This window comes from Bradyrhizobium sp. BR 10261 (genome assembly GCF_019455395.1).
Lineage (GTDB): Bacteria > Pseudomonadota > Alphaproteobacteria > Rhizobiales > Xanthobacteraceae > Bradyrhizobium > Bradyrhizobium manausense.
Window position 1 is genome coordinate 101429 of the sequence record NZ_JACOFQ010000024.1, and the last position, 19494, is coordinate 120922.

The 19494-nt window shown below is 64.7% G+C and carries 22 protein-coding genes and 2 tRNA genes; 5 read left to right on the forward strand and 19 right to left on the reverse strand.

The features are described from left to right. Window positions 1-22: 22 nt before the first annotated feature. From HYH07_RS25785 to HYH07_RS25845, 13 genes are all read right to left on the reverse strand, one after another. A complete protein-coding gene (locus tag HYH07_RS25785; protein WP_220005136.1) occupies window positions 23-1012 on the reverse strand; it encodes an NADP-dependent oxidoreductase in 990 nt (329 codons plus the stop codon). Window positions 1013-1820: 808 nt separating this feature from the next. Next, window positions 1821-1896: transfer RNA gene (locus tag HYH07_RS25790), tRNA-Phe, on the reverse strand. A gap of 174 nt (window positions 1897-2070) precedes the next feature. Then, window positions 2071-2253: a DNA gyrase inhibitor YacG gene (yacG, locus tag HYH07_RS25795; RefSeq protein WP_220005137.1), complete on the reverse strand. Its 183-nt coding sequence runs from the start codon at window positions 2251-2253 to the stop codon at window positions 2071-2073. Between the two features lie 126 nt (window positions 2254-2379). Beyond that, window positions 2380-3009: a Maf-like protein gene (locus tag HYH07_RS25800; protein WP_188098821.1), complete on the reverse strand. Its 630-nt coding sequence runs from the start codon at window positions 3007-3009 to the stop codon at window positions 2380-2382. A gap of 146 nt (window positions 3010-3155) precedes the next feature. Then, on the reverse strand, window positions 3156-3623 hold the full coding sequence (locus HYH07_RS25805) for a low molecular weight phosphatase family protein (RefSeq protein ID WP_220005138.1): 468 nt from the start codon (window positions 3621-3623) through the stop codon (window positions 3156-3158). Window positions 3624-3628: 5 nt separating this feature from the next. After that, entirely contained in the window at window positions 3629-4126 is a 498-nt protein-coding gene (locus HYH07_RS25810) for a UPF0262 family protein (RefSeq protein WP_057759780.1), read from the reverse strand. Further along, window positions 4123-5418, reverse strand: coding sequence for a histidinol dehydrogenase (gene hisD, locus HYH07_RS25815; protein ID WP_220005139.1), 1296 nt, complete (start codon window positions 5416-5418; stop codon window positions 4123-4125). The genes HYH07_RS25810 and hisD overlap by 4 nt, the downstream gene beginning before the upstream one ends. A 160-nt stretch (window positions 5419-5578) precedes the next feature. Beyond that, a complete protein-coding gene (locus tag HYH07_RS25820) occupies window positions 5579-6028 on the reverse strand; it encodes a DUF2948 family protein (protein WP_220005140.1) in 450 nt (149 codons plus the stop codon). A gap of 159 nt (window positions 6029-6187) precedes the next feature. Further along, the gene (locus HYH07_RS25825; RefSeq protein WP_220005141.1) at window positions 6188-7012 is read right to left on the reverse strand and encodes an alpha/beta fold hydrolase; all 825 of its coding nucleotides are present in this window, start codon (window positions 7010-7012) and stop codon (window positions 6188-6190) included. 127 nt (window positions 7013-7139) lie between these two features. Then, window positions 7140-7649, reverse strand: coding sequence for a hypothetical protein (locus tag HYH07_RS25830; protein ID WP_220005142.1), 510 nt, complete (start codon window positions 7647-7649; stop codon window positions 7140-7142). Window positions 7650-7818: 169 nt separating this feature from the next. Continuing rightward, window positions 7819-8127 carry an EthD family reductase gene (locus HYH07_RS25835; protein WP_057759793.1) on the reverse strand — a complete coding sequence of 103 codons (309 nt, stop codon included), beginning with the start codon at window positions 8125-8127 and terminating at the stop codon, window positions 7819-7821. A 115-nt stretch (window positions 8128-8242) separates the two neighbouring features. Continuing rightward, entirely contained in the window at window positions 8243-9907 is a 1665-nt protein-coding gene (locus HYH07_RS25840) for an FAD-dependent oxidoreductase (protein WP_220005143.1), read from the reverse strand. An 89-nt stretch (window positions 9908-9996) separates the two neighbouring features. Further along, complete coding sequence (locus HYH07_RS25845) at window positions 9997-10179, reverse strand: hypothetical protein (RefSeq protein ID WP_057759799.1); 183 nt, start codon at window positions 10177-10179, stop codon at window positions 9997-9999. A gap of 315 nt (window positions 10180-10494) precedes the next feature. On the opposite strand from HYH07_RS25845, the gene HYH07_RS25850 reads away from it, so the two are divergent. Further along, window positions 10495-10569, forward strand: a tRNA-Thr gene (locus tag HYH07_RS25850). Window positions 10570-11804: 1235 nt separating this feature from the next. Here HYH07_RS25850 and HYH07_RS25855 read toward each other — a convergent pair. Genes HYH07_RS25855 through HYH07_RS25870 form a run of 4 tightly spaced genes read right to left on the reverse strand, consistent with a single transcriptional unit; the run spans window position 11805 to window position 14137 of the window. Beyond that, window positions 11805-12476: an HAD family hydrolase gene (locus HYH07_RS25855; RefSeq protein WP_220005144.1), complete on the reverse strand. Its 672-nt coding sequence runs from the start codon at window positions 12474-12476 to the stop codon at window positions 11805-11807. Beyond that, window positions 12473-12961, reverse strand: coding sequence for a cyclic nucleotide-binding domain-containing protein (locus tag HYH07_RS25860; RefSeq protein ID WP_220005145.1), 489 nt, complete (start codon window positions 12959-12961; stop codon window positions 12473-12475). Before HYH07_RS25860 ends, HYH07_RS25855 begins: the two co-directional genes overlap by 4 nt. A gap of 46 nt (window positions 12962-13007) precedes the next feature. Next, window positions 13008-13622 carry a ferric reductase-like transmembrane domain-containing protein gene (locus tag HYH07_RS25865; RefSeq protein ID WP_220005146.1) on the reverse strand — a complete coding sequence of 205 codons (615 nt, stop codon included), beginning with the start codon at window positions 13620-13622 and terminating at the stop codon, window positions 13008-13010. An 11-nt stretch (window positions 13623-13633) separates the two neighbouring features. After that, window positions 13634-14137 (reverse strand): Twin-arginine translocation pathway signal, encoded by a 504-nt coding sequence (locus HYH07_RS25870; RefSeq protein ID WP_220005147.1) that lies wholly within the window; start codon window positions 14135-14137, stop codon window positions 13634-13636. 187 nt (window positions 14138-14324) lie between these two features. Between HYH07_RS25870 and HYH07_RS25875 the strand changes: the two genes are divergently transcribed. From HYH07_RS25875 to HYH07_RS25890, 4 genes are all read left to right on the forward strand, one after another. Then, window positions 14325-15332, forward strand: a complete 1008-nt coding sequence (locus HYH07_RS25875) for an LLM class flavin-dependent oxidoreductase (RefSeq protein ID WP_220005148.1) — start codon at window positions 14325-14327, stop codon at window positions 15330-15332. A gap of 144 nt (window positions 15333-15476) precedes the next feature. After that, the gene (locus HYH07_RS25880) at window positions 15477-16772 is read left to right on the forward strand and encodes an O-acetylhomoserine aminocarboxypropyltransferase (protein WP_220005149.1); all 1296 of its coding nucleotides are present in this window, start codon (window positions 15477-15479) and stop codon (window positions 16770-16772) included. 4 nt (window positions 16773-16776) lie between these two features. Continuing rightward, window positions 16777-17559, forward strand: a complete 783-nt coding sequence (locus tag HYH07_RS25885) for an alpha/beta fold hydrolase (protein WP_220005150.1) — start codon at window positions 16777-16779, stop codon at window positions 17557-17559. Window positions 17560-17627: 68 nt separating this feature from the next. Continuing rightward, complete coding sequence (locus HYH07_RS25890) at window positions 17628-18128, forward strand: DUF6496 domain-containing protein (protein WP_220005151.1); 501 nt, start codon at window positions 17628-17630, stop codon at window positions 18126-18128. A 6-nt stretch (window positions 18129-18134) separates the two neighbouring features. On the opposite strand, the gene HYH07_RS25895 is transcribed toward HYH07_RS25890, so the two are convergent. Both HYH07_RS25895 and HYH07_RS25900 read right to left on the reverse strand, forming a co-directional pair. After that, window positions 18135-19088 (reverse strand): aliphatic sulfonate ABC transporter substrate-binding protein, encoded by a 954-nt coding sequence (locus HYH07_RS25895; protein ID WP_220005152.1) that lies wholly within the window; start codon window positions 19086-19088, stop codon window positions 18135-18137. Between the two features lie 28 nt (window positions 19089-19116). Beyond that, the gene (locus HYH07_RS25900) at window positions 19117-19311 is read right to left on the reverse strand and encodes a hypothetical protein (RefSeq protein WP_220005167.1); all 195 of its coding nucleotides are present in this window, start codon (window positions 19309-19311) and stop codon (window positions 19117-19119) included. Between the last annotated feature and the right edge of the window lie 183 nt (window positions 19312-19494).

The following is a 19494-nucleotide window of genomic DNA, read 5'->3' on the forward strand; positions in this document are numbered from 1 at the left end:
CGCAACCACGAAATTATGCTGATCAACTCGCTCCGATCTCGAGCACGATCTTTCCTTTCGGCGGAGGCCGCACCCGTTCCAGCATCAAATGAGCCTCGCGCGCATCCGAGAGGGGTAAGACTGCCCCGACGTTTGTTCGCAGCTTTCCATCATCGATGAAGCGAGCGATCTTCGTCAGATATTGGCTCGTGACGTCGACCAAAAAGAAGGTGGCTTCAACACCGTAGCGCTTTGCAAGATCCCGATCCGGGCGGGACACTGCCGAGATCAGCTTGCCGCCGCGACGAAGGACCTGGAATGAGCGGTCTTGGGTTTCGCCGCCGACCAGATCAATGACAGCGTCTGCGCTCTGCACTTCTTTCTCGAAGCGCTGCGTCCGGTAGTCGATCACCGTGTTTGCGCCGAGGTTGCGCACAGCGGAAATATCGCCCGTAGATGCGGTTACGACGGTTTGTAGACCCGCGTGACGGGCCAGTTGAACCGCATAGGATCCAACGTTGCCGGCCGCACCGTGAATGACCACCGTTTGACCTGCCTTCAGTTGGGCGTGATCAAACAGCGCCTGCCATGCCGTTACGGCAACAACAGGAACGGACGCGGCTTCAACGTGGGTTAGCGAGGTTGGCTTGTTCGAGACCATGCCCGCGGAAGCCAGAGCGTACTCGGCGTAGGCCCCGACAAACTGCGGATTCGTAACACCATAAACCTGATCTCCCACACGTAGTTCGGTGACTCTGGGTCCCATCGCGACGATTTCGCCGGACAGATCCGAACCCAATGTGAGAGGAAGCGGTTGCGGCAAAGCGCTCTTGCCGGACCTGATCCAGCCGTCCCATGGCCCAACTCCAGCGGCCGCAACTTTGACCAGGACCTCGCCAGGACCTGGCTCGGGTCGCGGCACGCGCTCGAACTTCATGACGTCTGGCGACCCAAATTCGTGTACGCGCCAGGCCATCATTGTTGAATAAGTTCGCTCTTCGTTTGCCTGAGGAACAATGCTGCTCGGGGTCATCACATCCTCCTTGCGCTCAGCTTGTCATGATGGCCGTCGGCCGTTCGTCGGGTTGCGCCGACGACTGCTAGTTGCCTTCGCCGCAAATCCGAGGGCGACGCCTCGCTTGTCCACATATCGCAACGGCTGGTGCCCAGGACAACGAGCGAGGTGCTATGGATCAGGACAGCGGTCCGTCGATTCCTGACAAGGCCAGTCGGAGCCTTTACGGCATTAGAAGGGGTGTCGGCGTCAGATCTCAGATCACTCTCGATCCATTCCGATTCCACCCTGCCGAAGCTGCTGCGATATGCGTGAAAGCGCGTGCTCATCTTCACGAAACGCCACGCGGCACTCATGTGCGGACGCTACAACCTGAAGGACAATCGGACGGGCGCCTGGTAGCAAACCAGCGGTGGAAGCGAGACGATCCAGGCAGCCCGTCTTCGCCAAAAGGCTTGGCAAGCTTCACTGCTTCGCTATCGGAGAGATGAGAACGAAACGGCAAATTGCGCTGACAGAGTGCGATCCAAGTGCACTGGCATCGTGATTCTGAATGTCAAAATACGGCGCTCAGCTCATGGTCCTCGGCGGCGGGCTCGGCCTGCTCGTACCGTCCTTGACCTCAACGCTGCTCGACAGTGTCGAGAAGTCGAGATCCGGCCTCGCCGCGGGCGTATTGAACGCGACGCGGCAGACAGGCAGCGTGCTTGGCGTTGCCCTGTTCGGATCGCTGGTCGGAGAGAACAACGCGTTCATGACGGGCGCGCATGTTCGCGGCGGTCATCTGGCGAACGCAATCGTACAAGATCGTGGAAAAGCGCAGTTTTGGTGCCCAGGGGCGGAATCGAACCACCGACACTGCGATTTTCAGTCGCATGCTCTACCAACTGAGCTACCTGGGCGTGCTCCAAGAGAGGGGCCAAAGCCCATCGAGCGGGCGGTTTATAGTGGGCCGAGAGCTGCCTGTCCACCCACGCTTCGCCTTCGGCCTCGCGGGGCGCGACGCGGCTGTGTACAAGCTCGGGCGGGCTTGCCATGGCGTGCCGGCCACCAAAATAAGATATTGATATTGCTAGCTATTCTACATCATCCACCTCGTCATCCCGACCGGGAATGACGTAGGAGCCTTTCAGCCAGCGGTTCAGATCGACGTCGCGGCAGCGCGAGGAGCAGAACGGGCGGGTGGCCTGCAGCTGCGGCTTGCCGCAGATCGGGCAGGTTTTGAGGGGCGAGGTGCGCTTTTTGATTTGGTCGTCCATGGTCGGGATAGCTGTACACGGGGTCGGGGCATTCAAGGACCCGGCGGCAAACGGGTTTCTCGGGCCGCTGCGCAGAATCCGCGCCGGCCGATCCTACTGTGCATGGGGTTGTTTTCGGGATTCCGGTCAGACTGCGGTGGCGTTGAGCCAGCCGAAGCGGATCGGGAAGCCCTCGCCGCCGAGCAGCGTCGTGGTCTCGTAGAGCGGCAGGCCGACCACGTTGGTATAGGAGCCGACCATCTTCACGACGAACGAGCCGGCGATACCCTGCACGGCATAGCCGCCGGCTTTGCCGCGCCATTCGCCGGAGCCGATATAGGCCTGGATGTCGTCCTCCGAGAGCCGCTTGAAGCGGACGCGGGTCTCGACCAGGCGCTGGCGGAAGGCCTCGCGCGGCGTCACCAGGCAGATCGCGGTGTAGACGCGGTGGTTGCGGCCCGACAGCAGCCGCAGGCACTGCGCGGCTTCGTCCACCAGGTTCGCCTTGGGCAGGATGCGGCGGCCAACCGCCACCACAGTATCGGCAGAGAGGATGAAGGCGCCGCGCAGCTCGTCGTCGAGCTGCACGGATTTGAGCGCGGCATCGGCCTTGGCCCGCGCGAGGCGGTTGGCGCAGGCGCGCGGCAGCTCGCCCCGCCGCGGCGTCTCGTCGACGTCGGCCGGCCGGAGCGCATCGGGGTCGATGCCGGCCTGGTTGAGCAGCGACAGGCGCCGCGGCGAACCGGAGGCAAGTACGAATTTGGGGCGGCCGAGCATCGGGTGATTGAGGGATCAGGCAGGGGTGAATTGCGCGCGGAACCTATCGGAAGGGGGCTGATTTCACAACCCGGAACCCGGACTTTGCTGATTCGAGGTTTCCGACATGCGTGTGCCCTCGGTCTGTGACGCAGGTGTTACGGCCTCTATCCGCTCGCGGCGCCCACTTTGGCGAAACGCCGGCGGATCCGCATCAGGAGCTGGTCACAGACCTCGCGATAGGCGGCGAGCTTCTGGTCGCGGCTGCCTTCCATCGTGGTCGGATCGTGCGTCGGCCAGTATTCGACGTCGGCGGCGAGCGTGCGGGTCAGCTCCAGCGCCTTGTGATGCGCCTCCGGCGACAGCGTGATGATGAGGTCGAAATTCAGCCCCTCCCAGTCCTCCAGCTCCTCGAAGGTCTGCGGCTTGTGGCTGGAGATGTCCTGGCCGAGTTCGGCCATCACGGCGACGGCGAACGGATCGAGCTCGCCTTTCCTGGCTCCGGCGGACTTTACGTAGAGGCCTTGCGGGAACATGTGCTGCAGCAGGCTTTCGGCCATCGGCGAGCGCACGCTGTTCATCGCGCAGGCGAACAGCACCGATTGCGGATCGCGTGCGCGTGGCGGACCCGCCATCGCACCTAACCCTTCCAGTGCAGGACAGTGATGAGCGTGAACAGCCGGCGCGAGGTCTCGAAATCGACCCGCACCTTGCCCTTCAGCCGCTCCTGCAGCGTGCGCGATCCCTCGTCATGGATGCCGCGGCGGCCCATGTCGATGGCCTCGATCTTGTCGGGGGTCGCGGTGCGGATCGCCTGGTAGTAGCTGTCGCAGATCATGAAATAGTCCTTCACGATCCGCCGGAACGGCGTCAACGACAAGAGGTGCGCGACCACGGGCGTGCCGTCCTCGCGGCGGATATCGAACATCAGCCGGTTGCCGCTGATGCCGATATGCAGCGTGAACGGGCCCTTCCCTTCGGCGCCGTCGGGCGCGAACAGGTTCTGCTCGATCAGATCATAGATCGCGATCGCACGCTCATGCTCGATGTCGGGCCCGGAACGGCCGATCGAGTCCTCGTCGAGGGTGACCGCAACGATGCGATTGGTCGAGTCGTCCTGTTCGGGCGGCTTTGTCATGACAGATTGAGGCGCAATCCAATCGAGCGCGAATGGGCGTCCAGCCCCTCCGCTTGTCCGAGCGTCATCGCAGCCGGCCCCAGCGCACGCAGCTGGTCCGGGCCGCATTTCAGGATCGAGGTGCGCTTCATGAAATCGGCGACCCCGAGGCCCGAAGAGAATCGTGCCGAGCGCGCCGTCGGCAGCACGTGGTTGGAGCCGCCGACATAATCGCCGATCGCCTCCGGCGTATGCGCACCGAGAAACACTGCGCCGGCGTTGCGGATTTTTGCGGCGAGCGCGTCGGGATCGACGGTCATGATCTCGAGATGCTCGGCGGCAATCGCGTCCGCAAGCGGGATGGCGTCGGTGAGGCTCCTCACCATGATGACGGCGCCGAAATCGGCCCAGGACTTGCCGGCAATCGCGGCGCGCGGCAGCGTCTTCAGCTGCGCTTCAACGGCTTTCTCGACATCGGCGGCCAGGCGCGCGCAATCCGTGATCAGGATCGACTGCGCGCTGGCATCGTGCTCAGCCTGCGCCAGCAGGTCAGCGGCGATCCAGTCGGCATTGCCGGTGTCGTCGGCAATGACCAGCACTTCGGAGGGGCCGGCGATCATGTCGATGCCGACCTTGCCGAACACCAGCCGCTTGGCGGCGGCGACATAGGCATTGCCGGGGCCGACGATCTTGGCGACCGGCGCGATCGTCGCGGTGCCGTAAGCGAGCGCGGCGACAGCCTGCGCGCCGCCGACGCGGTAGATCTCGGTGACACCGCCGAGCGAGGCGGCTGCCAGCACCAGCGGATTGAGCTTGCCGTCCGGCGACGGCACCACCATCACGAGGCGCGACACGCCCGCAACCCTGGCAGGCACCGCATTCATCAGCACCGAGGATGGATAGGCGGCAGTGCCGCCCGGCACGTAGAGGCCGGCGGATTCGATCGCCGTGTAACGCCAGCCGAGCTCGACGCCGAGCGGGTCGGTGAAGCGCTCATCCTTCGGCAGCTGGCGGCGGTGATAGGTCTCGATACGGTCACGCGCGAGCTTGAGCGCGTCCAGCGTCGCCGCATCGCAGGCCTTGGTCGCGGCGTCGATCTCGGCGGCCGAGACGCGAAGGCCGGATGCATCCAGCGTCAGCCGGTCGAACTTGGCCGTGGCCTCGAGCAGGGCGGCGTCGCCGCGCCTTGCCACATCGTCGACGATGGCGCGCACGGCGGCCTCGACGTCGGCCGAGACTTCGCGCTTGGCGGCGAGGAAGGCCGCGAATCGCTGGTCAAAATCGGCACTGCTGCGGTCAAGACGAACGGGCATTTTTGGCTTGGCTTCTGCTGGTTTTAAGGGGGCGCAGTCCGGCTCACCGGCCCCTGCTCAATGGCGCGGCGGGGAAGCTGCGTCAACCCTTGGCAGCCCTTGGCAGCCCTTGGCAGGCTCGGCGGCAACCTGAGCCGCATGCACTGGTATACCGGCCGCCTCACCCCTCCCCCTCGATCTCTACCGCCGTTCCCAGTTCGTCCGCCCCGAGATCGGTCAGCTCGCACTCCAGGCATTCGACGTCGAGGCGGATGGCGCCGCCCTGGGCGAACAGCAGCAATGCGCTACCGCCAGGCTCCTCGTTGCGGCCGTCCTGGGGATGAAACTCGATGCCGACGAGGTCCAGGATCTTGCCCGGCGCGGCCAGGTCGATGTTGCGCGACTTGCAGGCCAGCACCCGGTCGAAACGAAGCGCCGACACCAGCCGGCGCGGCTCGGTCTCGCCCGCCAGGGTCTGCTCCCAGTCCAGCCGGCTCATGCCGACCACCAGGCGCTTCTCGCCCTGCCGCCAGATGATGTCGGACGGCTGGACGCGGGCGTCCTGCACATGGGTGGAGATCACGGCAAGATCGTCCGCATCGAGCGCGATCAGTTTGAGCGGGGGAGACATCACCGGCACTTCTCCTCGAGGGGGGCGGACAGGCCTCAACGCGCGCCGGCGCCGAAATATCCAAAAGCTCGCAGCCGGCGCGGCGGCTGCGAGCTCGAAGGCTACACTGGTCAGCCTCGCTGAGACATCCCACCCCCGCCCGCAAGCAGGGCGATCCGCTCAGCTCTTGAAGAACGCCAGCAGGTCCGCGTTGATGGTTTCGGCTTCCGTGGTCGGCATGCCGTGCGGAAAACCCTTGTAGGTCTTCAGCGTGCCGTTCTTGAGCAGCTTGGCCGATAGCGGCGCGGAATCCGCATAAGGCACGATCTGGTCGTCGTCACCATGCATCACCAGCACCGGCACGTTGATCTTCTTCAGATCCTCGGTGAAATCGGTCTGCGAGAACGCGACGATGCCGTCGTAATGCGCCTTCGCCCCGCCCATCATGCCCTGGCGCCACCAGTTCTGGATCACCGCTTCCGACGGTTTTGCGCCGGGACGGTTGTAGCCATAGAAGGGACCGGCCGCGATATCGCGATAGAACGCCGAGCGGCCGGCGGCGAGCGCGGCCTGGAAGCCGTCGAACACGCTCTTCGGCAGGCCGCCGGGATTGGCCTCGGTCTTCAGCATCAGCGGCGGCACCGCGGATAGAATCGCGGCCTTCGCCACGCGAGACTCGCCATGGCGGGCGATGTAATGCACGACCTCGCCGCCGCCGGTGGAATGGCCGACATGGAGCGCGTTCTTGAGGTCGAGATGCGCGGTCAGCGCCGCGAGATCGTCGGCGTAGTGATCCATGTCGTGGCCGTCGGCGACCTGCGTCGAACGGCCATGGCCGCGGCGGTCATGGGCGATGACGCGATAGCCGCGGGTGACGAAGAACATCATCTGCGCGTCCCAGTCGTCCGACGTCAGCGGCCAGCCATGACTGAACACGATCGGCTGGCCCGAGCCCCAATCCTTGTAGAAAATCTCGACGCCGTCTTTGGTGGTGATGGTGGGCATTGGGGGCTCCTTTAGTGAGAGAGTCATTCCAGGGCACGCAAAGCGTCGACCCGGAATCCGGAGATTGTCGCACGAGATTCCGGGTTCATCGCTGCGCGATGCCCCGGGAATGACGACGAGCTGGCGATCAGGCGAACGCCATCGGCTTGTAGCGGCGCCAGGCGCCGACGGTCAGCACCACGAAGAACACCAGCACGAGGCCCTGCACCACGGCGAACACGGGACCCGACGGCGGCGCCGGCGGCACGGCGGGTGCGAGCGCGGCCAAAGCCGGGATCTTCAGGAACGACTGGATGATCAGCACGAAGACGTTGAAGTAGAGCGAGATCATCGCGGTCACGATATAGACCGGCCGCCAGACGCCTTTGAGCTTCATGCCGTAGAGCGCGATGCAGGCGATCGCGAGCAGCACCAGCGAGATGCCGGCGATGATGTAGGAGGGCAGCAGCTGCTTGAACGGGAACAAAAATCCCGTGGCATTGGTCAGGATGGTGAAGAGCAGGAAGATCGCCGTGAGGCCCGGCATCGGCTTCGAGCCGAGCAGGCCGAACATCACGACGAGGCCAGCTGCGATGGCGATCAGACTGATGACGACATGGACCAGTGTGAAGGCTTGCAGGCTCATCCCGAGAACCATGGCATCGCTCCTATCTCTGCGTTGAGATCAGGAGATTGATATTACGCTCCTCATCGAATTGCCACATGCGTCACGATCACACATGCGCGTCCAGCCATGCGTCATCGTGCGAATCGACAAACGCATGGCTGAATTTCTTGCAGCGCTGTCAGGTGCCCGGATGGAGCGCTCACACTTCCTTGGTGTCGAAGATCAGCAAATCGGCGCCGCCGCTGGCGAATTTCGGCACGTCGCTGGCAGCCGCCTTGCCCTGTTCGCTGCCGAACGCTTTCTGGATGTCGCCTACTGTGTCAAAGGTGAGGATGGCAACGAGGTGAATGCCCGAGGGGCCTGCGGGCGAGCCGACTGGCCCGGTGCTGACGGCGTATTTCTTCAGGCCGGGAAGCTTCTTGGCGAGCGGAATGTGGGTTTCGGCATAATGCTTGTCGAAGGCGGCAGCGTCTTTGGGCGTCTTATAGAGCACGACGAGTTCGGCCATTGAGTCCTCCCGTTGGGCGTTTTGTTTTTAGCTCCTCATGATGAGGAGATAGTCTGCAGTTGACGACAAAACTGCAAGCCTCATTCGTCTTGCCATCTGCTTGTCTTGTCCTTGACTAAAGCGCCGGTTTTGCGGCGTCGCCGAGATAGGCGTGCAGCGAGGCCACCACCTGTGCGCCCTCGCCGATGGCGCCGCCGACGCGCTTGACCGAGCCGGAGCGGACATCGCCGACGGCGTAGACGCCGGGCACCGAGGTCTCGAGCGGCGCCACCGGCCTGCCCTGGTTCAGCTCGGACTGCGCGCCCGTGACCACGAACCCGCCGCGATCGAGCGTGACGCCGCAGCCATCGAGCCAGCCGGTGGCGGGATCGGCGCCGACGAACAGAAACAGATTCTTGATATCGGCGGAATCCTCGTCATCGGACAGTCGGCTCTTCCAGCGGATCCGCCGCAGCAGCGAGGCCTCGTCGCCTTCGAGCGCCGTGATCTCGGTGTTGAACAGCAATTCGATATTCGGCGTCGCTTCGATGCGCTCGATGAGATAGCGCGACATGCTGGCGCCAAGGCCGCCGCCGCGGATGATCATCAAGACCTTCCGGGCGTGGCCCGAGAGAAACACCGCTGCCTGTCCCGCCGAATTGCCGGCGCCGACCAGCGCCACCTCCTCGCCGGCGCACAGTTTTGCTTCGACCGGAGAGGCCCAGTACCAGACGCCGCGGCCCTCGAACTTGTCGAGATTGGCGATATCAGGCCGGCGATAGCGCGCGCCGCTGGCGACCACGATCGAGCGCGACCGCAGGGGATCGCTGCCCTCGAGCGCCACGGCAAACGCGCCGTCCTTGCGCGTGCAGTCGAGCGACTTCGCGGTGACAGGGATCATGATGTCGGCGCCGAATTTTTGCGCCTGGTTGAAGGCGCGCGCCGTGAGCGCCAGGCCGGAAATGCCGGTCGGAAAGCCCAGGTAGTTTTCGATGCGGGCGCTGGCGCCGGCCTGGCCGCCGAAGGCTCTGATATCGAGCACCGCGACCGATAGTCCTTCGGACGCCGCATACACGGCGGTCGCAAGCCCCGCCGGGCCGCAGCCGACGATCGCGACGTCGTAGATGCGGTCATTGCGCGGGCCGCCGATCATGCCGATCGCGCGGGCAAGCTCGGTCTCGCCGGGGTTGCGCAGCACCGCGCCGTCGGGGGTGACGACCAGCGGCCAATCCTCCGGCTTGGGCGAATAGCGCGCGATCACCTCGGCAGCGTCGCGATCCCCGTCGGGATCGAGGAGGTGATGCGGCTGGCCGTTGCGGGTGAGAAAGCCCTGCAAACGCACCACGCCGGCCGAATGCGACGGGCCGATCAGCACGATGCCGCCGACGCCGGCCTGCAGCAGATTGACCCGGCGCAGGATCAGCGCGCGCATGATGCGCTCGCCGAGCTCGGCTTCAGCAACCAATAGTGCGCGCAGCCGCTCCGGCGGCAACAGCAGCGTCTCGACCTCGCCTTCGGCGCGGCCATCGACCAGCGCCGGGCGGCCGGAGAGCTGGCCGAGCTCGGCCAGAAATTGGCCGGGGCCCTGGTCGATCACCGGGGACACGTTGCCGAGCCCATCGCGCTGGCTGATGGCGACATCGCCCTTCAGCACGACGAACATGCCCGGTCCAGGCTTGCCGGTCTCGAACAGCAGTTCGCCGTCTTTGTAGGTGCGAAGCTCGCCGAAATTCCTGAGGCGTTCGATCTCGGCAGGCGTCAGCGTCGGAAACGTCTGCTCGGGGCGGGTGAAACGCGCCATCTGCGCGTCGCGATCGGTTCGGTGTGATTCGTCTTGCCCCGTGGTCACTGCATGCACTCCAAAAAATCTTCAGTCGCCCGCTTTCAGTCTCAGGTTTCGCCGGCGGTGCCCTCATCTAGGGACCCATCGCCATCTTGCGAGGGGTCGGCGCTTGCGGCGCGTTCGCGCGCCTGCGCCTTGCGCCGCTTCAGGTTCTCCCGCAGCGCCGATTTCAGGCGATCGTCGCGCGATGAGCGGTCTTGTCTCGTCGTCTTGTCGTTCTGGTCAGCCATCGCGGGTCCATACAGCGGGTCCGCAGTAACATGCCTAGCGATTGCGGCAGCTCAAGAGGCCCTAATGGTCCCAATCGTGCGAAATCCAAAATGGGTCGAATCCACCCCACGGGCCAACTGGCCAGTTGGCCGGGACCGGAACCGAAATCGGCCGAAAGTCGGCCCTTTCAAGCGGAAACGGCCGTAATATCCCCGGTATCGCCCCGATTTTCTCGTTTGGATGGGTCTTGCAAGCTTGCACAGCGGGGAGGCCTGTGGCAGATATCGGCCCGCTTGGTAGGCCCCCCGTAGCGGCCGATTCTGATCCCAGCACATGCTGCCGTAGCTCAGTGGTAGAGCACTCCATTGGTAATGGAGAGGTCGACAGTTCAATCCTGTCTGGCAGCACCATTTTTCATCTTCGAAAATGAACGTGAGCAGGCATTCTCGCGGCACGATACGCCCGAGTTTTGCGCGTCTCCATTGCCCTCCTTCTTTGAGGAGGGCGCAGGGAAGACCGGGTGCCGACGGGCACCCGCGGTCCGCTGCGCGAAAATGTAGCGCAAGGAGACCGCACAGCAGCATACAGGTGACGCCGAACACGCGGCCTTCCCTGCGCGATGGTTGGACGGCTTATGCCGTGCTCTCCCCGGAGACGAATTCCCTTTGCCTCCGTCACCTCACGAAATTCACCGTCACCGCGCCGGTTGACGCCAATGCCGCATTCGCAAGGCTTGACCGTAGCGACGACGGCCGAGACCACACGGTTTTGCCGTACGCAGCGCTCCGTCTCCGCCCTGCGGGCTTCGCCGGATAAGCCGGCTTGGCCCGAGAGCGTCGTCGGATACAGGCGCCGTTCGTACGACACGGCTTGTGCCGGGCTCACGGGGTTCGGCTCAATCCTCCGCCCGCCCTGCCCTCACATCCGCGCCGGCGCTTGCCGCGTCCACCGCTTCCCCGACCCACGTTCGCGACGACGTACGATCGCCCCTCTCCATCGGGCCGGGATGGCGGGAGAATGCCGCAAAACCGAATTTCGGTAAAGTGGAATATTTTTGCGGAAGGGGATTGACGGGGGTTGGCGGGAGGCGGGTGTTTTGCCCGACGGGTTGGTCCTCCCGGATTGCGCTTCGCTGCATCCGGGCTACGAGCACGATGGGCTTCGCTGCGCTCTACCCCCTCCCACGCGCCGCGTGTTCGACCGCCCAGGTAAGGTTAATTCTTCCTTTCGATTGTCGGTAAAATTTTATCTATTATCGTCCCGGCCATTCAAGACGAGCCAGGGGCTTTCGATAGTGTTTGCGTTTTGCCTGATCGTGACTGGGACTGCACTGCTTCTCTCCGGCCTGGTGGCCTTCGGCCTTCATAGAAATTCGCTGCACTCATTGGCGTTGCTGTAGCCGACCACGAAGATCGTAAGGGTCCGCGTGGTGCAGGACCGTTGCATGTTTGGGCGCAACCCCTGCGGCGCATCCTTCGAGACGCCCGCCGCTGGCTGGCCCTCAGGATGAGGCGGAGTGTGTGGCAGCAGCTTTGGCGGGCGCCGATGCCGTTTAGCCTCATCCTGAGGAGACCGCTGGAAGCGGTCGTCTCGAAGGAGGAGGCGTTCGCGCAGCTCGCTCAACAAGCCCATACACGATAGCAGACTACGCTCTCTCCACGGGACGTGCCAGCAACGCCGGCAGATCGCCCATCCGGTAAAAGACGTCGTCGCAGATCGCGGCCAACTCCCGCGCGGCGTCCGGATGACCGCCGACAAAACCCAGGACTTTCATTCCTGCGGCCTTTGCCGCGCGGGCGCCTGACAACGAATCCTCGACAACGACGCAGGCCGCGGGATGAGCACCCATCGTTTGCGCGGCATGCAGGAACAGGCCGGGATCCGGCTTCCACGAGCCGACCTCGTACGCACTGAAAATGCGGCCCTGGAAGTGCGCAAGAAGCTGCGTCAATCCGAGCGCATGCGTGAGTTTCGACATCGGCCCGTTGGACGCCACGCAGACCGGAACTTTGATCTCAGCCAGCGCGTCATGAATTCCTTCGACGGGCTTCAGTTCGGCATCAAACGCCAGCGCCGTTGCCTGTCGAACGTCGGCAACGAACGTCTCCCGGACGCCGCGGCCGAGACGACGCTCGATCTCGCGCACGCAATCGGCCATCTTCACCCCGCGGAATAGCCGGACGGTGTCCTCCACGCTGATCGCCACGCCCTCCTCGGCTGCGACGCGGGCGAAGACCGTGAGCGCGATGATCTCGCTATCGACCAGAACGCCATCAGAATCGAAAATAACGAGCTCGGGAGTTACGCGTATATTCATCTCGCGGAGGTGTCCTCATCGCCTAATTGACGCCTCGTGAAGCGATTGTCGGCGCGTCTTAGCCGCCGGCACAGCTCGCGATTGATGTTTTGCAGGACGATGACATAGGCGTGGATGTCGGCCTTGTAGCAGGCGTAGAGCTTTTGCGCTGAAAGCTCGTACAGCACGGTCTCGCTCTCCGCAACCACCGTGGCGGAACGGTTCTGCATTTCGATCAGCGTCATCTCGCCGAAGAAATCACCACGCTCCAGGACGGAGATCGGGATGGCGCTTCCCGAATCCGCCCGTTTGCTGACCGCCAGCCGGCCGGACTTGACGATGAACATCGAGCGGCCCTGCTCCCCCTCCGCCACCACGGTCGCGCCGGCATCGAAGCGGCACTCGACCAGCATCGAGATCAGCAGGTCGAGGCTCGCGTCGGTGAGGCCGCCGAAGAACGGCGTCGCGAGCAGGAACGCTTTCAGATCGGGGGAGCTGGCCGTCATGGCGCGAGGATAAGTCTCCTCATCAGATGCGGCAAGATGGCAGCGGCTACGAACTCAATTCACCGCCGCGTAGCGCCCGCTTCCGCCACAGGTCGATCATGACCTTGCCGGTTGCCGCGAGCACAGCCGCACACAGCGCCGCCTTCGAGATGGTCTCCATCGTCCCCTCGATCAGCAGGCAATGGACCACGCCGCACGCGACGATGAGAAGCGCGAGCGGGACATGGATGAAGCGCCAGGTGCGCAGGCGCAGGCCCAATTGGCGGCGCAAGCCCGCCAGCAGCGCAACGGCGAAAATCGCCCACATGGCGATCACGCCAAAGGGAGAGAACGGCGTCGGCGACGAGAAGGTCAGCGCGTCGATCATGTCGGGCGGGCTGGTGAACCAGAGGCCGGCGACATGGATCACCACCGCCAGGGCCAGCGCGCCGCCGATCCAATGATGGGCGCGCCGGTTACGATAGGCCGATAGTCCCGGCAGAACTCCCCCGATCAACAGCGGCTGAACCAGCACCAAAGCGAGGGCGATGATGCCAGCGAAACCGGCGAGGATGTAGACCGGGCCGCGCCAAGCGAGCTGCTCGCTTGTCGCGGCGAGTGCGATCGGCGCGCCGATGGCCACAGCGAGGGCGGCCCAGATCAGAAATCTTCCGCCCTTCACCTGCAACCCGGTCAGGCCGGCTGAAGCACGAAATGCGCCTCGAGGCTGGTGTCCTTTGCGCTGCGCATGATCGGCCGCAGGAAGACGGTCTTGAACTCACCGCTGTCATAGGCGAGGTGACCATGCGGCTGGCCGAAGATCGGAATGATCTGCGGCATCTCGAGCCGGAAGGCGCCGTCCTTGTCGGTGAGCGTCGCGCCGTGGCTCTGCGGCTCGTGCTCCTGTCCTTCGACCGTGTGCGCCCAGATCTGGATGCGCTGCCCGGCGAGCGGTGCTCCATCGCCGGCGCGGCGCACGGTGCCGCTCATCCAGAAGCCACCCTTGCCGATGCGCTCCACGATCGGCGCTCCCTTGCGGTAGTTGTTGGCGCCGCCGGTCATGGACTCCGTCGGCGCGAGGCCTTCCGCGCGGGCAGGCAGCAGGAACTCTGAAGCGCCGGTGGCCAGAACGCCTGACGCCAGGACGGAGCCGCCGGCGATGAGCAGGTTGCGGCGATTGAGTACGACAGGGGCCATGTCTGTCCTCCTGGTAACGGGAGCGCTGCGCTCAAGAGTACAACAACAGGCGAGAAACGCCCAGCTGAGACGACGGGCGTCATGGGGCGCCATAACAGGGTTGTGAAGGAGGCTCTACCCATCCCGCGCCGCGACACTACATGACGCTCTCTCAGACGCGCGGTTCCCACACTTCGGTAGTCCCCCCATGATCCCCTTCTCCGTGCTCGACCTCGCGCCCATCAAACAGGGTTCCGACGCCGCGCAGGCGTTTCGCAATTCGCTCGATCTGGCGCAGCACGCCGAACAATGGGGCTTCAAGCGGTTCTGGCTCGCCGAGCATCACAACATGACGGGGATTGCGAGCGCGGCGACCTCTGTGGTGATCGCCCATGTCGCGGGCGGCACGAAAACGATCCGCGTCGGCTCCGGCGGGGTGATGCTGCCGAACCATTCGCCGCTGGTCATCGCCGAGCAGTTCGGCACGCTGGAATCGCTTTATCCCGGCCGGATCGATCTCGGCCTTGGCCGTGCGCCGGGCACCGACCAGCTCACCGCGCGGGCGATGCGGCGCGACCTTGCGACGGCGGCCGAAAACTTTCCGCATGACGTGCTGGAATTGCAGGCGCTGCTTGGCGACGTCAAGCCGAACCAGGCGATCCGGGCGGTGCCTGGCATGGGCACGAAGGTGCCGCTGTGGATCCTCGGCTCCAGCATGTTCGGCGCGCAGCTCGCGGCGATGCTCGGGCTGCCGTTTGCGTTCGCCTCGCATTTCGCGCCGCAGATGCTGATGCCGGCGCTGCGCGAATATCGCGCGCGGTTCGAGCCGTCGGCGCAGCTCGATAAGCCCTATGCCATGGTCGCCGTCAACGTGTTCGCCGCCGACAGCGATGCCGAGGCGCAGCGCCTGTTCACCTCGCTGCAGCAGCAGTTCATCAATTTGCGCCGCGGCACGCCCGGACCTTTGCCCCCGCCGGTGGACGACATGGATGCGCTGTGGTCGCCGGCCGAGAAGGCCGGCGTCGCGCAGGCGCTGGCGATTTCCGCCGTCGGCTCACCCGCGGTGGTCGAGGAGAAGCTGAAGGCGCTGATCGCCGACACCGCGGCGGACGAGTTGATCACCACCGGGCAGATCTACGATCACGCCGCACGGCTGCGCTCGTTCGAGATCGCGGCCGAAGTGCGGGACCGGATTGCGAAGCAGCCGGCAGTGTGAGGGGCACTTCGCCTCCCCGCTCGCGGGGAGAGGGAGCGCGCTGCCTGCGTAGCTGGAGCTCACTTCAATCCAGCAATGGGCTGACGCGCGACGTCATTTTGTGGCACAACGGCCGCCATCGCCGACCGACCTTTGAGGCCACCCATGCCCGCGCCAAAACCGCCCGCCTTCGAGACCCTGAGCCTGCATGCGGGCCAGCATCCGGATCCCGCGACCGGCGCCCGCGCGGTGCCGATCTACCAGACCACGTCCTACGTGTTCCAGGATTCCGACCACGCGGCGGCGCTGTTCAACCTGGAGCGCGCCGGCCACATCTATACGCGCATCTCCAACCCGACCACCGGCGTGCTTGAGGAGCGGCTTGCGGCGCTGGAAGGCGGCGTCGGCGCGATCTGCACCGCGAGCGGCATGGCGGCGATGCATCTCGCCATCGCGACGCTGCTCAATGCCGGCGACCATATCGTGGCATCGAGCTCGCTCTATGGCGGCACCATCAACCTTTTGGCGCATACGCTGCCGCGCTTCGGCATCACCACGACCTTCGTGAAGCCGCGCGATCTCGACGCGTTCCGCGCCGCGATCAAACCGAACACCAGGCTGGTGATCGGCGAGACCATCGGCAATCCCGGCCTCGAAGTTCTGGACATTCCCAAGGTCGCGGCAATCGCGCATGAGGCCAAAATCCCGCTGCTGATCGACAACACCTTTGCCACGCCCTATCTCAGCCGCCCGATCGAGCTGGGGGCCGACATCGTCATGCATTCGGCCACCAAATGGATCGGCGGCCATGGCATTGCGATCGGCGGCGCCATCGTCGACGGCGGCCGCTTCGACTGGCGCGACTCCGGAAAATTCGGCGTGCTGACCGAGCCCTATGGCGGCTATCACGGCATCGTCTTCGACGAGCAGTTCGGCACCGCGGCCTTCATCATGCGCGCGCGCACGGAAGGATTGCGCGATTTCGGCGCGTGTCTATCGCCGACCAACGCGTTCCAGCTATTGCAGGGCGTCGAGACGCTGGGCGTGCGCATGGACCGGCACATGCAGAATACGCATTTGGTCCTGGAAGCGCTGAAGTCCAACAAGGCGGTCGACTGGGTGCTGCATCCCTCGCTGGAGAATCACCCCGACTATCAGCTTGCCAAGACGCTGCTGCCGCGCGGCGCGGGCTCGATCATCTCCTTCGGCATCAAGGGCGGCCGGGCCGCCGGCCGGAAATTCATCGAAAGCTTGCGCATGATCAGCCATCTCGCCAATGTCGGCGACGCCAAGACGCTGGTGATCCACCCGGCCTCGACGACGCATCAGCAGATGGATGCCGAGCAGCTCAAGGCCGCCGGCATCGGCGAGGAGCTGGTGCGGCTGTCGGTCGGCATCGAGAGTGCCAGCGACATCGTCGACGATCTCGCGCAGGCGCTGCGCATCTCGCAGAAGGTTTGACACCATGCAGCTTTCCGTCAACGGCGCCGAAATATTTGCCGCAACCGGCGGCCGCGAATTCGACAAATCCCTGCCGACGGTGGTCTTCCTGCATGGCGCCGGCTTCGACCATTCGAGCTGGGCGCTGCATACCCGCTGGTTCGCCCATCACGGTTTTGGCGTGATCGCGCCCGACCTGCCCGGCCACGGCCGCTCGGCGGGACCCTCGCTCGGAAGCATCGCTGACATGGCCGACTGGACAGCGGCGCTGCTCGATGCAGCGGGAGCTGCGAAAGCGCATCTGATCGGCCACTCCATGGGATCGCTGATCTCGCTGGAGACGGCCGCGCGTCATCCTGACAAGGTCTCGGCGCTGAGCCTGATCGGCACGGCGGCGACCATGACGGTTGGCCCGGACCTGCTCAAGGCCGCCGAGGCCAATTCGCAGGATGCCAACGACATGGTCTCGATCTGGGGTCTTGGCTTCAAGGCCGAGCTCGGCGGCAGCCTCGCGCCGGGCCTGTGGATGCATGGCGGCGCGCAGGCTGTGCTGCAAGCTTGCGAGCCGGGCGTGCTGTTCAGGGATTTGTCGGCCTGCAATGCCTATGCGAACGCGCCTGCCGCGGCCGCGACCGTCAAGGTTCCGACCACGCTGATCCTCGGCGAGCGGGACATGATGACCCCCGCGAAGGCAGGCAAGGCGCTTGCGGCGGCGATCCCGCATGCGAAGACCGTCGTCGTGCCGGGCGCGGGCCATATGATCATGGCGGAGCGTCCGGATGAGCTGCTCGCGGCATTGAAAGGCTGATCGGATCAATTGTCGCGTCGGCGCGTTGCCGTCGAACATCCCTGCGATTCCAAAAGGGAACTCGACGCATGCCAAGACAGGAAATCATTCGCAAAGCCAAGCAGGACAAGCGCGCCGGCAAATCGGCCAGCACGCAGGCCGGCGAATTCGTCAAGGACGAGATCGACAAGATCAGGAAAGGCAAGCACGGCGCACGCTCGACCAAACAGGCCATTGCCATCGGCCTGTCCGAGGCGCGCCGCGCCGGGGTCGATCTGCCGCCGCCGCGCAAAGGCGCAAAGAAGTCGACGCGCAGAAGCGCAAAATATGCCTACGAGGTCGGTCAGGGCAAGCGCACGCCAAAGCGCCGGCCGAAAGTGTCGCGCGCCGTCGAGAGGGTCCTGAAGAAGGAGCCACGCTCGATCGCATCGCGGAGCGCGCTGTCGAAGCAGGGCAAGAGCGCCGCAAAGCGGCGGTCCGCTGCGTCCCGCTCGGCGGCTGCGCGCAAAGCGAGCCAAACCAAGGGTGCCAGGGTCCGCTCCGCGGCCGCAAAGAAAGCGGCGCGCACCAGGGCGCGCCGCCGGAGTTGATCCGCATCAGGAGCCCGGCGTCCACTTCCAGACGATGTCGGAGACGGTGACCGGCTTCGGAATCAAGCCGAGCTTGGCAAAGCGGTCGGCCACGGCCTGCTGGGTTGCGATCACCTCGGCATCAAGCGGCACGACCCTGAAGTTGGAGCGATCCACGAAACGCCTGACGGCCTCGATATCGACACCGGTTGCCTCCGCCTGTGCCTTGGCGACCTCCTCGTGGTGCTCGTTGGCCCAAACGCCTTCGGAAGCGAAGGTCGTGTTGAGCTTCGCGACCAGCGATGGGTATTTTTGGGCGAAATCCGAGTTCGCGATGTAGAACGCGTTCGGCTTGTGCACGTCCTTGTCGAGGACGAGAACGCGCGCATTCTCTTTCAGCTCGGCGAGCGCGAAATAGGGATCCCAGATCGACCAGGCATCGACCGAGCCTTTGACGAAGGCGGCGGTCGCATCGGCCGGCGCGAGCGGTGCCGGCGTGATGTCGGACCAGGACAGGCCGGCTTTCTCGAGCGCGGCGACCAGCAGATTATGCGCGCTCGATCCCTTGCCGAAGGCGACGCGCTTGCCCTTGAGATCGGCCAGCGTCTTGATGGCCGAGTCTTTCGGCACGATGATCGCCTGGGTGTTGCCTTCGGATTTCACCGCAGCGACGTAGCGGATCCTGGCACCGCCGGCCTGCGCGAAGATCGGCGGGGCATCGCCGACATAACCGAAATCGACGCTGCCGACATTGATGGCTTCCAGCAGGGGTGGACCGAACTGGAAGTCGATCCACTTGATCTCGATGCCGAGCGGCTTGAAGGCGTTCTCCAGCGTCTGGCGCTGGCGCACGGCGGGGAAGAAACCGCCCTTCTGCGTGCCGATGCGGATTTCCGCCGGCTTGTCCTCGGCACGCACGGGCGAACCCGCCGCACTTGCCAGCAACAGAGCGCCGGCGATGATGTGTCGTCGCGTGATCATTTGCAAAGTCCTTTCGGTCTGCTGGTGTTCAGATTGAGACAAGATGACGGCGCTCCGCGAACACGGCGCGCGCGGCGCGTTCGGCATCCCGGGCCGACCGGAACTGGCGGCCCTCGAGGCTGTCGAACAGGCGTTCTGAGGAGAAGAAGCGGAAGCCGCGCTCGTCGCTGGCAATGATGCCGGCGGTGCGGTCGTGAACTTCGATGATATAGGCTTTGGGCATGGCTGCTCGTTCGCCGAACGGGTCGGCGTTCCTGTCAAGAGATTGCGATCGGGATTTTGGCGCGGCGATCAGCAGCAACAACAGGCGCCGGTCGCGGCCGAGACGCAGCGACGCATCATGCGCTTGCGCATGTCGCCTCTCACTCGCTGGTCATTCGATGTCATCCGGCAGCCTTCGGCTCGA